Origin of the sequence: Paraflavitalea sp. CAU 1676 (genome assembly GCF_029223285.1) — a bacterium.
In the GTDB taxonomy this organism is placed as follows: domain Bacteria; phylum Bacteroidota; class Bacteroidia; order Chitinophagales; family Chitinophagaceae; genus Paraflavitalea.
Map to the genome: position 1 here is coordinate 457,587 of NZ_JARHUJ010000007.1, position 14,208 is coordinate 471,794.

Annotated in this window: 15 protein-coding genes; 11 read left to right on the top strand and 4 right to left on the bottom strand. The window is 50.6% G+C overall.

Annotation, left to right across the window (positions count from 1 at the left end):
* Positions 1-483: 483 nt before the first annotated feature.
* The 4 genes from P2H89_RS24215 to P2H89_RS24230 all read right to left on the bottom strand — a co-directional run bounded on the left by P2H89_RS24215 (position 484) and on the right by P2H89_RS24230 (position 3,367).
* Entirely contained in the window at positions 484-915 is a 432-nt protein-coding gene (locus P2H89_RS24215) for a helix-turn-helix domain-containing protein (protein ID WP_275831830.1), read from the bottom strand.
* 122 nt (positions 916-1,037) lie between these two features.
* Positions 1,038-1,634 carry an outer membrane beta-barrel protein gene (locus P2H89_RS24220; RefSeq protein ID WP_275831832.1) on the bottom strand — a complete coding sequence of 199 codons (597 nt, stop codon included), beginning with the start codon at positions 1,632-1,634 and terminating at the stop codon, positions 1,038-1,040.
* An 11-nt stretch (positions 1,635-1,645) separates the two neighbouring features.
* Positions 1,646-2,296, bottom strand: a complete 651-nt coding sequence (locus P2H89_RS24225; RefSeq protein ID WP_275831834.1) for a DUF4136 domain-containing protein — start codon at positions 2,294-2,296, stop codon at positions 1,646-1,648.
* 51 nt (positions 2,297-2,347) lie between these two features.
* Positions 2,348-3,367 carry a DUF481 domain-containing protein gene (locus tag P2H89_RS24230; RefSeq protein WP_275831836.1) on the bottom strand — a complete coding sequence of 340 codons (1,020 nt, stop codon included), beginning with the start codon at positions 3,365-3,367 and terminating at the stop codon, positions 2,348-2,350.
* Positions 3,368-3,667: 300 nt separating this feature from the next.
* Between P2H89_RS24230 and P2H89_RS24235 the strand changes: the two genes are divergently transcribed.
* From P2H89_RS24235 to P2H89_RS24285, 11 genes are all read left to right on the top strand, one after another.
* A complete protein-coding gene (locus tag P2H89_RS24235; protein ID WP_275831838.1) occupies positions 3,668-4,261 on the top strand; it encodes a sigma-70 family RNA polymerase sigma factor in 594 nt (197 codons plus the stop codon).
* Between the two features lie 84 nt (positions 4,262-4,345).
* Positions 4,346-4,915, top strand: coding sequence for a DUF4136 domain-containing protein (locus tag P2H89_RS24240; protein WP_275831840.1), 570 nt, complete (start codon positions 4,346-4,348; stop codon positions 4,913-4,915).
* A 38-nt stretch (positions 4,916-4,953) separates the two neighbouring features.
* Positions 4,954-5,253 carry a transposase gene (locus tag P2H89_RS24245; protein ID WP_275831842.1) on the top strand — a complete coding sequence of 100 codons (300 nt, stop codon included), beginning with the start codon at positions 4,954-4,956 and terminating at the stop codon, positions 5,251-5,253.
* 78 nt (positions 5,254-5,331) lie between these two features.
* The gene (locus P2H89_RS24250; RefSeq protein ID WP_275831844.1) at positions 5,332-5,883 is read left to right on the top strand and encodes a hypothetical protein; all 552 of its coding nucleotides are present in this window, start codon (positions 5,332-5,334) and stop codon (positions 5,881-5,883) included.
* Between the two features lie 70 nt (positions 5,884-5,953).
* Complete coding sequence (locus P2H89_RS24255; protein WP_275831845.1) at positions 5,954-7,546, top strand: arylsulfatase; 1,593 nt, start codon at positions 5,954-5,956, stop codon at positions 7,544-7,546.
* Between the two features lie 91 nt (positions 7,547-7,637).
* Positions 7,638-8,600: a MoxR family ATPase gene (locus tag P2H89_RS24260; protein WP_275831847.1), complete on the top strand. Its 963-nt coding sequence runs from the start codon at positions 7,638-7,640 to the stop codon at positions 8,598-8,600.
* A 1-nt stretch (position 8,601) separates the two neighbouring features.
* Complete coding sequence (locus P2H89_RS24265; protein ID WP_275831849.1) at positions 8,602-9,552, top strand: DUF58 domain-containing protein; 951 nt, start codon at positions 8,602-8,604, stop codon at positions 9,550-9,552.
* A 52-nt stretch (positions 9,553-9,604) separates the two neighbouring features.
* On the top strand, positions 9,605-10,081 hold the full coding sequence (locus tag P2H89_RS24270; RefSeq protein ID WP_275831851.1) for a DUF4381 domain-containing protein: 477 nt from the start codon (positions 9,605-9,607) through the stop codon (positions 10,079-10,081).
* Positions 10,071-11,051: a VWA domain-containing protein gene (locus P2H89_RS24275; RefSeq protein ID WP_275831852.1), complete on the top strand. Its 981-nt coding sequence runs from the start codon at positions 10,071-10,073 to the stop codon at positions 11,049-11,051. The genes P2H89_RS24270 and P2H89_RS24275 overlap by 11 nt, the downstream gene beginning before the upstream one ends.
* Before the next feature lie 25 nt (positions 11,052-11,076).
* Entirely contained in the window at positions 11,077-12,837 is a 1,761-nt protein-coding gene (locus P2H89_RS24280) for a VWA domain-containing protein (protein WP_275831854.1), read from the top strand.
* A complete protein-coding gene (locus tag P2H89_RS24285; protein WP_275831856.1) occupies positions 12,834-14,192 on the top strand; it encodes a BatD family protein in 1,359 nt (452 codons plus the stop codon). Before P2H89_RS24280 ends, P2H89_RS24285 begins: the two co-directional genes overlap by 4 nt.
* Positions 14,193-14,208 lie beyond the last annotated feature (16 nt).

The window sequence follows — 14,208 nt, forward strand, 5'->3', positions numbered from 1 at the left end:
AAAAAAAGCCATGTATAGACATACACAGCTTGCTAATCGACTTACTGCTATTCCTGCTCTGTCCAAAACGTTTATTTATTGTTGAGATAAATGTCTTACTGTTAATTGTTGCCACCAGGAAAACTTTGGTTGAAAGAAGACCGATGATCGCTCACCGGCCTGTCTTTTTTTTAATCCCCGACCCCAAATCGTTGTATTGCTGGTAAACAACCTGATCAATGAACTTTGTCGCCTTTTGCCAATTGGCCCTTTTCAAAAGTGCCCCGGTATCAGTGCCTTAATCGCCAGATTCATTCAGCTAATACCGGGCGCACAAAAAAGTGAAAGGCGTGAGAAATAGGTTTTACACAGACACCCGCCAACAACCAACTCACTTATCATCTACACATATCTGTTACCTCTTTACCAAAAGTACTATCACAATTCACCACCACCAAATTCCTAAGCCTATACTGTGCCAAACATTATAATATTTGGCACTCTTCAGAATTTGAAATAACGCTTACTGTATTCAGTGTAAGACTCACCCGTAAACTTCTTGAATGCATTGGTAAACGTATTCCTGTTCTGAAAACCGCTCTTTGTCGACAACTCATTCATCGACAGTTTTGCAGCTGTACCATTCTGTATAAGGTCTATACAATACCTGATCCGGTATTGGTTGAGAAAATCGCTGAAATGCATACCCATCTTTTGATTGATATGAGCCGACAATTGCCAGGATGGCACCTGTAGGTCTTCACCCAATTGCTTGATCGTATATCCAGGCTTCAGGAAAGGTTTCTTTTCATGCATATATTGTTCAAGCCGGTATTGCAGCAGATCGACCGGACGAATATCAGGCGGCGCCTGGTTACCCGAACGATTATTAAATGAAAAGAGCTGTCGCAGCCAACTCCATACATTTCTACTCATACATAACATTTAAGTATTGCCGCAATCCTGGTCTCGTGTGAACAAAGGCCGGTTGATCAATATCAAACCAACATCGATCAACCGCCCTGCATTATCCTGTACCCTTCCGGGACACTGTAGCATCAGAACTGAAAAAACTTCAAGCCTATATTCACCGACAGGAAGTTTTGTCCATCCAGTCCACCACCCTCGAAGGGCCAGTAATATTTTACGCCTACGAAAGGACTAACACCGGAAGATGTTTTGAAGACGAATCCCGCTTCGGGCCGGATGGCAAATTGCCATGCTTCGTTGGTGATCCGGTACAATCCAAAATCGGTGGCGCGGTTCGAATACAGGGTACCCAATCCAATACCCACATAAGGATCCATTTTCTTATTGCTGGTAGGTGGATGAAATTGTACACCTGCCAGGATAGGCACCGAATTCGTATACCGGTATTGCTTGCCCGTAATGGTCACCGTTTGATCTTTGTATTGGGTAACGCCGACGTCTTCATAAAAAACATTCCAGCCAACTTCCAGGCCTACGCTCATATTCGATTTCACCATGCGGTTGAACTCAAAATTGATACCCCTGAAACTTGTTTTACTGATGTAATCGCTCAGGTCGCCTGTCGGAAACGCTATGGGATACGACATCGTGAAGTTGTTGGCATGCTGCCCCTGCACGCCCAGTGCGCCGAAAAGTAATAGCGCAAATGAAATGACTATTTTCATATACCCGTTTTTTAGTGTTTCAGATATGGTGATTGTGCAAAAGCTTTGTCGATACTGGTTTGAATACGGGCGGTGATATTGGCAGTACCGCCTTCATTCAGCCCATTGATGATCGAACTCCAGACTACCGCCCGCGTATCGGGGTTGGACGCCGGCGTGTTATCGACCATTTGCGTAAACACCGAACCCGACCGGTAGCCAGTTACGTATGGAGGATAATACCAACCTGGATAGTACCAGCCCCAGCCTGGATACCAGCCTGGATAATACCAACCCCAATACCACCAGTCGTAGTAATAATAAATATTGGTAGTGGTCATAGTGGAATTAAGAACAACCACATCCGGATTGGCATTCTTATTCACCAAGGTCCAGCCATTGTTCGCCATGTTCTGCTTGATCTGGTTCACGATCGTAGCCGCAGTAGCAGCCGCTACGAAAGTGGGTTTCCCGTCACCATCCGGATCGTTGAATGCATCGCCGGTGATCTTGATCACACTGTCGGACATGGCATAGGTTTTCTTCGAAGCAAAATCAAAATCCTTGTAGTAGTTAGTGTATACCAGGTCGAGGTCCTCTATGTAATCCGCCCCTTTGGGGTAACACCCCCATAAGACAGGCAACAGGAAGACAGCCCACCAGTACCGAGATTTAATTGTCATAACGCGTAGGTTTAAATGTTTAAATATGTAAGAATTACCATTGCTGTTCCCTCAAAACTTATAAGTAAGGCTCAATACAATACCATAATCATAGTTGGTGCTTCCGGAGGGGGGCCGGCTATCAAAATTGGTGTAGGGGTTCAAGGTCAGGTAGAAATACCGGATCAGCTCCCACGAAAAGGTGGTATTACCTTCTATCCGCACACGGCCCAATTGCGTCAGCCCAACGTAGCCTGCCTGCGAAGAACTGATCTGGATATTGGGATGCTGGAACCGGAAAAAATTGAACCGAAACATCAGCGGTACTTCTACCAATAATCCGGGCGACTCGCCGGCCGTACTCAACTCCTGGCTCAACGATAGCCCGGTGATGCCATACAACTGCCATTGATTGCGCACAAAGAGCTTATTACCTACCCCGGCCATTTCCTGGAACCTGCGGGCGATGGACAGTTCAAGATTCCGCTGATAACTGCCGGTCGCCGAAATAAACCACGCAGTACTCACACTATAGGCCGCCATGAGGCTGATATCTTCCCGGTCTCTCGAAAAAGCAGCCGTATCGATCGAATAGTTGACAGAAGCCATGAATTGATATTCCAGTTTACGGGCCGCATAGAGCACAGAAGAACTGAGGTTCACCTGCCCAACGCCGCTCGACTTGGTATAGCTGAATCCGACAGCCAGGTTACCATGCAGGCTTTTTAAGAACTGTTTTTCGAGCGGTATCACCAGGTTCAGCTGCCCGAGACGAATAGGAACAGTAGTACCATTATCCGACAGGATCTCGATCCACCCATCCTTTTCCCCGCTCCGGATAATTCCATAGAATAGTTCCTTATCGACCAATTCGATCTTGAATCGCCTGTTTGATTTCAACACCCGGATCTTATACAATTTCACGCTTAGCAACTTGAGGTCGATCTCATCGAACGATACCTCCCCGAGGTTAATACTTCGCAACTCACCGATCAAGACCTGTCCGTTATACAAAAAGATCGTATCCTTTTCCTGGCATTCGCCTTTAACCCGAGACAGAACCAGCAAGACAAAAATGATTAAGCGCTGCATATTCTGCCTGTTTTGAGGTATCTCCCCGCTGCAAAGAAGACACCGTTCAATATTTATTTCCGTAAGCGGAGAGCTATCTTTTTGTTGCCCGGATTTCTAAATCAGGTCCTCTCAATGTAGATATTCTCTTAAGTCACCTCTAAATATCTCTAACTTGTCATAGTTACTGTTAATTGATACAACGCTTAACCGTAAAACACTTCAGACTAACTGCTGCACCTCCTGTGCAACACATCGATACTGCTATACCGCCTCCACACCTCCCCTGCCGTGGCACCAAACCATACAAAACGTACTACAATGAATCCGAGGTCTACAAAAACTACCGATCGTCATCTACTTGAATTGATCAACCAAAAAGACGAATCCGTGTTCACGATCCTGTACCAGCAATTCTGGTCTCCACTACTTTCTTTTGCGGGCAACTACCTATCCGACACGGACACTTGTAAAGAAGTCGTACAGGAACTATTCATCACCCTGCACACGAAGCGTTTCCAATTGAAAGTAAGCAGTTCCGTATCGTCGTACCTGTACAGTTCCCTAAAGAACAAGATCTTTAACCACCTGCGCGATCAGTCTGTTTACAACAAACACATCAAAGGAGCCTCGCGCACAAAGTGGGCGTCGTTCAACGACAACAATGTAGAGCAAACGATCGACCTGATCGAGCTTAACCGGAGTATCAATGAATGCCTGCTGCTGATGCCCGAGAAATACCGCCAGGTGTATACGCTTCACAAACAATACGGCTATACCCTTAAGAAAACATCCTTCCTGCTGAAGCGACCGGTCGATACCGTAGAAAAGCAATACCGGCGCATCATTCACCTCATCCGGGAGCATCTCTGCGAGAAGGAGCTCTACCCAGCGATATCTCTCAACAAAGCGTAGAGATACCTCTAAATTTTAGAGATGATGGCGGAAAAAGCGCCCCGACGGTGTCTTACCAGCAAAAGACATTAAAACTATAAGCGTATGAAAAAATCGAAACCGCTGGCCGTCTGGACAGCCGCCGTCCTTTGCCTGGCGTCCTGCGCGCCCAGCCTGAAGGTCAATACCGACTACGATAAAAGCGCCGATTTCAGTAAATACAAGACTTTTACGCTCTATCAAAGCGACAGCAGCAACTCGGCCATCAGCCAGCTGAACCAGGAAAGGATCAAGAATGCCGTGATCGCGGCCATGCAGAGCAAGGGCCTCACCCTCGCCAGCGGCACGCCCGACCTGTACGTCAATACGGTTACAATCCTGAAGGACAAAGTAGCTCTGAGTTCCAACACCGACTACTACGGGTATGGCGGTGTGTACCGGCCCTACTATTGGGGTGCCGGCATGGGAATGTCCTCCTCCACCAACTACAATGTCGATTATTATAAGGATGGATCGCTCATCATCGATGTAATCGACGCCGGCACCAAGAAACTGATATGGCAGGGGATAGGCAATAAGGAGATCGATAACCCGATCAAGAACCCGGATGTTGAAGCTCCTAAAATAGTTAATAAGATCATGGAAGGATTTCCCCCGGGCGCAGCAAAGAAATAATGATCACCGCCAGCATTTTTCATCTTACAACTGATTCGATGGCTACCCAAAGAAGAAAATTCTCCTACGAGGAGAAGCTTGGAATCGTTCAAAGAGCCGGCCAGCTGGGGGTCACCGCCGTGTTGCATGAGTATCATTTATCGTACAGCGTATTTGCCCGGTGGCGCAAACAATTCATCCAGGCCAACGCCAACGCAGCCGAAATGGCTGCCACCAACAAAACCAGGATTGAGCTCAGGCAACTGCAGGAAGAGAACGTTCGACTGAAAAAGATCATCGCCGATCAGGCGCTCGAACTGGAAAGAAAGGAAGAAGACCTTCGAAAATTCAAACGATAACCAGGCACCCATCAGTTTCATCAACCAGCTAGTCAACATTAACTAACAAACAACAACCCTCCATTAAAAATGAAACAAATGAAAAAGTATCTCTTTCTGCTGATCGCCATGGCATGGATCAGCCACAGTTTTGCCCAGGATGACGACATCGTAATCCGCGGCACCTCAAAGATCAACAAGAACCTGACACCAAAGGTCGTGATCGATTCACTCAACAAGAAGTTCCCCAACGCCAAAGCCGTACAATACTATAAAACCCCGGCCGATGCAGCGAAGAACGGTTGGACCATCACCACCGAAAACGACCTCGACGCATCCGACGAGATCGATTACTATACCATCAGCTTCAAGAGGGACAACATGAAGTATTATGGCCTATACAAAGCCAACGGAGAACTGGTCACTTCCAAATTGGCCCAAAGTGTAAAAACATTACCGGCACCCATACAAACGTCGCTGAAATCATTGAGTACCCAGTACCCGGGCTACAAGGTCATCTCAAAGACCTATTACAAGAACACCAATTACTCCAAACACAAGGAACATTATGAGATCATCGCCGAAAAAGGAAAAGAACAGAAAAGGCTTTATTACGATGGAGAAGGCAACCTGGTGAAAGTGAAAGGATAAAAACGATCCGCCTACCACAAAACAAGACCGACCGGCAGGAAAACCTATTGAAAATACAAACAACACTATCATGGCAGTATTAAGTAAACACCTGGCATGGCCATTTGCCGTATGTACCAGCATGGCCTTATGTACATACCAGACCTCCGTAGCCCAAAAGAAGCCCAATATTCTGGTCATATTCGGCGACGACGTAGGTCAGGCCAACATCAGTGCCTTCACCTATGGCGTGGTAGGCTATAAAACGCCGCATATCGACCGCCTCGCAAAAGAAGGCTTGTTGTTTACTGACTACTATGCGGAAAACAGTTGTACAGCCGGTCGCTCTACCTTCATCACCGGGCAATGCGCCAAGCGCACGGGCCTTTCCAAGGTAGGCATACCGGGCGCCCCGGTAGGCCTGCAGGCCAGAGACGTAACGATCGCAAGGGCATTGAAAGCACAGGGTTACGGTACCGGGCAGTTCGGAAAGAATCACCTCGGCGATCGCAACGAATTTCTCCCTACCGCCCATGGGTTCGATGAGTTCTTTGGCAACCTCTACCACCTCAACGCCGAGGAAGAGCCGGAGCGCCCGTACTGGCCCAAAGACGAACCGGAATTTGAAAAGATGTATAAGCCACGCGGTGTATTGCGCAGCACGGCCGATGGGAAAGTGGAAGATACAGGCCCGCTCACCAAAAAAAGGATGGAGACCATAGACGACGAAACCACCGCTGCGTGCATTGACTATATTAAAAGGCAGGCGCAACAAAATAAACCATTCTTTACCTGGATGAACTTCACCCGTATGCACTTCGAAACGCATATACGGCCGTCCATGCAGGGCCAAAGCGGCATGCCGGGAAATGGTTATGCCGACGGCATGATTGAAATGGACAACAATGTAGGCAAACTACTCAACCTGCTGGATGAGTTGAAGATCACCGACAATACCATCGTGATCTTTACTACCGATAACGGCCCCAACCAGTTCAGCTGGCCCGATGCCGCTACAACTCCGTTCCGCAGCGAGAAAAATACCAATTGGGAAGGCGCTTACCGCGTACCCGCCTTCGTTCGCTGGCCAGGCCACATCAAAGCAGGCTCAGTCACCAATGAAATGTTCTCTGGCATGGACTGGTTCCCTACCCTGCTGGCAGCCGCGGGCGACAACAACATTAAGGAACGACTGCTCCAAGGCACCACCCTTGGCGGCAAATCGTATAAAGTGCACCTCGACGGTTATAACCAATTGGATTTTCTTACCGGAAAAACTGACAAAAGCTCCCGCATCGAATTTCCCTACTTTAACGACGATGCTGAAATGGTGGGCTTTCGGTTCAAGAACTGGAAAGCTGTATTCCGGGAGCAATCGGCCCCGGGCGGCTTTAAAGTATGGTCCGATCCGTTTATCAGGTACCGGGTACCCAGGTTGTTCAACCTGCGCATGGATCCTTATGAACGCGCCGACGGCGTCTCGGATCAATACTTCGACTGGCTGGTCAAGAACGACTATATCATCTTTGATGTGATGACGCATGCCATCGCTTTCCTCGAAACGTTCAAAGCCTATCCGCCATCGCAATTGCCCGCCAGTTTCTCGATCGACCAGATAGAAGATGAACTCAACAAGGCACTGGAAGAAAAACTAAAACCCAAAGCACCCACAGGAGGTAAATGACAACGTAACATTAACCATTGATAAACCAAGAGGCCTCATGAATCCGTACTGGGGCCTCTTTACCTTATACCTTATCACAAAATGCTTACCGATGGCGACACGCGATCAGATACTGGAGCTGAAAAAACAAATTGGAGAGAACATCATCGGCCAGGAAGATGTGATCACAAAGATCCTGATCGGATTGCTCACCGATGGCAACGTGTTGCTGGAAGGCTTACCAGGACTGGCAAAGACCAGGGCGGTGAAAAGCCTCGCCAAACACCTGGCCTGTAAGCTCAGCCGCATACAGTTCACGCCCGACCTGCTGCCCTCCGACATCACCGGCACCGAGATCTACCAGCCGCAAAGTGAAGAGAAGTTCATCTTTCAGCCCGGACCGCTGTTCAGCAACCTGGTACTCGCCGATGAGATCAACCGCGCTCCCGCCAAAGTACAGGCGGCCCTGCTCGAAGCCATGGAAGAAAGGCAGGTATCCGTAGCCGGTAAAACACACGCCATGGAACCGCTGTTTATGGTGCTCGCCACCGAAAACCCGATCGAGCAGGAAGGCACCTACCCATTGCCCGAAGCACAGCTCGACCGGTTCATGATGAAGATCGAGGTCACCTATCCCGGCTACGACGACGAACTGTCTATCATGCGCCTGGTGCGGAAAGAGGCCGGCTCTACCAACGGCGCAGCACCGGTAGTGATACCACAGGAAGTGATCTTCGAAGCACGTAAGGCCATCAACACAGTAAAGACCAGCGAAGCAGCCGAGAAATACATCGTCGACATCATATCAGCCACCCGCTATCCCGACAAATTCGGAAAGGACCTGGCCAAATGGATCAGTTATGGCGCCAGCCCCCGCGGCACCATTGCGCTCGACAAATGTTCGCGCGTAGTAGCCTGGCTGGAGGGGCGCGACTATGTAACACCCGACGATATTCGATTTATCGCGCACGACGTATTGCGCCACCGCATCATACTTAGCTATACCGCCAATGCCGATGGCATGAATGCCAACAAAGTGATCGACGAACTATTGAAAAATGTAGCCGTAAGCTGATATGTTCCGCTTCAAACAAAATACACCGATCGATTATCCGCCCGAGGTAGTAACCACCTTGCACGACCTCATGCGGTTCGAGTACCTGGTGCAGGCAGGCCACCTGTTGCCGGCACACCCCGTTTATTCCCTGCTGGCCGGGCGCCATGCCTCCAAATTGCGCGGCCGCGGTCTCGACTTCGAAGAAGTTCGCCTCTACACCCCCGGCGACGATATCCGCAATATCGATTGGCTGGTGACGGCCCGCACCGGCAAAACCCACTCCAAAACATTCAATGAAGAAAAAGAACGCCCCTCTTTCATCATCGTGGACCAAACCAGCCGGCTCTTCTTCGGCAGCCAACGATATACCAAATCCGTGATCGCCGCACATGCGGCCGCACTCGCAGCCTTCTATACCCTCAAAAGAGGCGACCGTGCCGGAGGCATCATATTCAACGAAACCGGCGCCGATCATATACACCCGCGCCGCAGCAAAGCGCTCATACAGCACTTCCTGCAATGCATCGTAGAACGCAACCGGCAATTGCCGCAGCGCAAAACCGCCGGCAACAGTCCTGAATTCCTCAACAAAGCCATTCAACAGGCACAGGCAGCCATCACCCACGATTACGTCGTGAGTCTCATCGGCGACCTCAGCCTTATCGACGAAGAAACGAAAGAACGGTTACGCAACCTCAGCTACCACAACGATGTGATACTGGTACATATATACGACGCCTTCGAGGAAAGTCTCCCCGAAGGCAAACTGGTGTTATCCAACGGCAAACAACAGATCGCCTGGCGCAATAACCGGCGCCAACATGGCGAACGATTCCGCCAGGACTTTACCGCCTGGAAAGAAAGCATCACTGATGAATTCCGGCATACCCGCATCCCGATCGTATTCTTCAACACTACCCAACCCGTAGAAGAACAGGTAAAACAATCGATGGGAATGCTGCTTGATTAGTCTTTTCTGCCAATCAACAGCAACACCACCATTCATAAAAACAGCATTAATCATGAATGAATTCGGCAGCCTGATAGAGCCCCCACCCGTACCCTTCCGCTTTGGGGCACCCGGCTGGTATGTACTGGGCGCCCTGATCATGCTCATTCTGCTTGCTGCAGCCAGGCTCATCATCCGCCATTACCGGCGCAATGCATACCGGCGGCAGGCCCTGGGGTGGTTAGAGCAACAGGAAACCCGGCTGCAACAGGGAGGATCACCCCTGGCATTTGTATACAATGTCAACATGCTGCTGAAAAGAGTAGCCATGGGCCGCTACGGCAGGCCCGGCATTGCCCCCCTGCGCAATGACCAATGGGTAGCGTTGCTGAACAAAACTGCCCCGCGCAGCCTGTTCACCGGCGAAGATGCCAGCTTGCTGCAACAGGCCCTGTATACACAACAGGAAATACCGCTCAACGAGGCGGCCGCTTTCGCCGCCAAATCTAAAAACTGGATACAATACCACCGGTACAACTATGCACTTTGAGATCGCCTATAAATGGATATACTGGTTACTGCCACTACCACTGCTGGTCTGGTTCCTGTTGCCTGCCCTCAAAAAAAGAAGAGCAGCCCTGCTGGCACCCTTTTTCGACCGCGCAGCGAAACTCTCGGGTCAGCATCCACGCAAAGCAGCCTGGATCACCACACGTTCCTGGCTGGGATTGGCAGCCTTGTTCCTGTGCTGGATATGCCTGCTGGCAGCAGCCTCCTCGCCCCGGTACGTAGGCAAGCCAGGCAAAAAGGTCAAAACGGTAAGAAGCTTCCTCATAGCAGCCGATATCTCCTTCAGTATGGCGCAAACCGATTGGATACTTGATGGCAAACGAACCAGCCGGTGGGCAGCGGTAAAGACCATCATGAAAGACTTTGTGAAAAACCGCCAAAGTGACCAGATTGGCCTGGTCATGTTCGGCACCCATGCCTACCTGCAGGCTCCCCTCACGACCGATCTCGATGCCATCACCTGGCTGCTCGATGAAACCGAGGTAGGCATGGCCGGGCAAATGACAAGCATCGGCGAAGCGATCGGCTTCAGCATAAAAGTGTTCCGCGAGGATACGATCAAACAACGCATCATGCTCCTGCTCACCGACGGCATCGATGCCGGTCAGCAGGTGCAGCCACTCGATGCCGCCCAGGAAGCCCGTAAAGACTCCATCATCATTTACACGTTGGGAATAGGAAAGGCCCACGGCAGTGGCGGTTACGACCTAGATGAGAAAACGCTCAAGGATATAGCCCGGGTAACCGGCGGAAAATATTTCAACGCCATGAATGAAGGACAATTAAAAGAAGTATACAAAGAGCTCGATAAACTACAGCCCGTACAATATGAGGAGGAGACCTATAAGCCGGTGCAATTGCTGTACATGTACCCATTGGCATGCGCCATTGCACTGGCCCTGGTCTTCCACCTGTTGAATGGCATTATCCAGGCGATCAGGTGGAACTGACACATCACCACCAGCGCAGGCAATTATGTGGAGCGAACTTGAACATATCATCAGTAGCATCAACTGGGAGCAGTTCCACTTTCTGCGACCGAAGGCCCTCTATTTGTTCATACCGCTGGGCATCATCGCCGGGCTCCTCTTACTCGGCAACCGCGAACGCAAGAAATGGAAGCTCATTCTGCCACCCGCTTTGCGCCCATTCATGTTCACCCGTGGCAACGCGCTTTCCCTCCTCCTTCCTTTACTATTATTCTTACTGGGATCCACCATATGCATCTTCGCACTGGCAGGTCCTGCCTGGGAAAAGAAAAAGATACCCGGGCAGAAAATAGAAGCTGTCGTATTGATCGCGCTCGATCTATCGGGCTCCATGCTCGCCACCGATATAGCCCCCAACCGCCTCGAGCGGGCAAAGTTCAAGATCAGTGATTTCCTCGATGCCAATCCCCGGGCACGCGTCGGACTGGTGGCCTATGCCGGCACCGCCCATCCGGTACTGCCATTTACATCCGACTACAAGCTCATCAAACACCATGCAGCCAGCCTCGTCAACCGCATCATGCCCGTGCAGGGCAGCAACTTGTCCATGCTGGTGCAAATAGTCGATACCATGCTGCGCAAAGTACAGGCGCCAAGCACCCTGCTGCTGATGACCGATGCCATTACCAGCGACGACGCCGCACTCCTTACACAGTTTACACAACATTCCATTCACCGCATCGAATTGTTGCTGCTGTCTACACCCGCAGGTGCCAAAGTACCCGGCCATCCCAACATTACTTCCAAACAGGAGCCCACCATCATCAATAATCTGCGACAGGATACCTCCATCGCCATCACACCGCTTACACTCGACACCACCGACGTAGGCAGCATCGCCGCACGCATCGCCGGCAGACTGGTCTTTGAAAAAGATAAAACGAAAGACGACAAGGACTGGGACGACCGGGGTGCACTACTCCTGGTGCCCGCACTACTGATCACCCTTTTCTGGTTCCGCAAAGGCTGGGTATTGCATTGGTGCTGGCTGCCATTGGTGGGCGGCCTGCTTACCGGTTGCGGCGTCAACAGCCAACACCCCGATTGGTGGTACAGCAAAAACTACCAGGCACAGCTATTGGAAAATGCCGGCCGCTACCAGGCCGCCGCCGAAACGTTTGAAGACGACAACCAAAAAGCCATTGCCTATTATAAAGCTGGCAACTTCACCGCCGCGGCCGATCTCTGGGCACTCGACAGCTCAGCCACTGCCACCTATAACCGCGCGTTGGCGCTTGCACGTCTGGGACGTTATGACGAGGCCCTGACAGCCTTTGAAGAGGCAGGCGCCAAAGACCCCACCCTCCGGCAAAAAGCAACGAACGGACTTACACAAACCCGCCTCGCCAGGCAAAAAGCCGACAGCATCAAAAAATACGACGAAACAACAGTCAGCAAAAAGGAAAAAGACCTGGCCGCCGACAAAAAGAAGGAGAAGAAAGATCCATTGAAAGAACACAAACCACAGGGCAAAGACGAACAGCTCAGTTCCGATACCCGCGTAAAGAAATTACCCAAATTCGGCAATCGCGCCACCGACGAAGTAGCCTCCGATATCCATCACGGCAAAGAAGCGAAATGGCCTCCCAAAGACCAGCAGCAGCAACAACAGCCCCCCAATCAAACCGCGGGCGCCATCCTCATGCGCCAGGTAGCCGCCGACCCTTCCGAATTCCTGCACCGCCGCTTCGAACTGCAGGAGAAACGGTATTACAAACATATACCCAAACCCAAAGAAGCCTGGTGAAAAGACTGCTTGCCATATTACTGATACTGATAACACAGCGGGCAATAGCGCAGGGGCATTGCTTTGCACGCATCGCACTCGACCGCAGCAGCGTATATGTACAACAACCATTCAAGGTAACCATCACCGTACTGACACCCACCTGGTACACGCAGCCACTCGAATTCGACAACATTCAAATACCCAACGCCTTTACGCTACCCTTCGATCAAACAACACCCGGCATGTTCGACGTGGATGGCAAACAATATGCGGGCCTGGAATTTTACTTCATCGTATTTCCCTACCAGGCAGGCGACTTCACTTTACCACCCATCAACATCGTGGCCACTACCCCACCCGAAGGATCGTCTACCGCTACCCAGGTAAAGATCGCTACACCGGCCAGGCACTTTACCGTAAAGCCAGTACCGGCCAAACTGAAAGGCAACGATTGGTTGGTAGCCAAGAACGTAATCATCAGCGAACGATGGAACAAACCACTAACGCACCTGAAAGTAGGTGATGTACTGGAAAGAACGGTATCCATATCAGCTCAGGGTACCCTACCCCAGTTTATACCTACCCTACCCTCCGAAAACCTCTCATTTGCCAGCGCCTATCTGCAGGATGCAGAACTGGATGATGAACGCAATGAGTACGATGCCAATGGCAGACTCACCCAAAGTATTACCTACCTGCTGGAAAAAGAGGGAGACTTCGAGTTGCCACCGGTCACCATTACCTGGTGGAATCCGCTCAACAGCCGACTGTACAAAAAGAGCGCAGCCCCGGCAACAATCCACGTGGCGCCCAACCCCCACCTCGGCATGATGACAACCCTCAAAGACAGCCTGGCCGCTACGCAAACCAAACAGGTGGCAAAGCCGGCAAAAAAAGGACCGTACACCATCGCAGGCCTGCCCTGGTACTTATTCGCAGCATATGCCATCGGCGCCGGTCTGTTATTATATATCCTCGCCCGGTATGGCTACCTGTTCGTTATCAGGCTGCGGGCCAGGCGAAGCGCCTATATACAAAGCGAACCCTTTTACTTTCGGCGGCTACGCCATCTTTCCAATAGCCCGTCGGGAGTGATCCACCATTTCTATCCCTGGTGGGATCGTTTTCACGGTAGCGGGCCATCACCTTCGGTAACCCTCACCTGGCAACAGGAAAAGGAACAACCCCTGCTACAGTCATGGCAATCCATCAATCAAATCGCGTTCAACGACACACAAGCCCAGGACGGGCAGCCACCACCCAACCTGAAACAATTCAAGGTATTGCTACCCGACTACCGCAAAAAACGAAAACGAATGGGCAACGTCCCCCATCAACCAGTGATCGGCCAGCAACAACAACCATGGACATAAAAAATCATTCAACAGC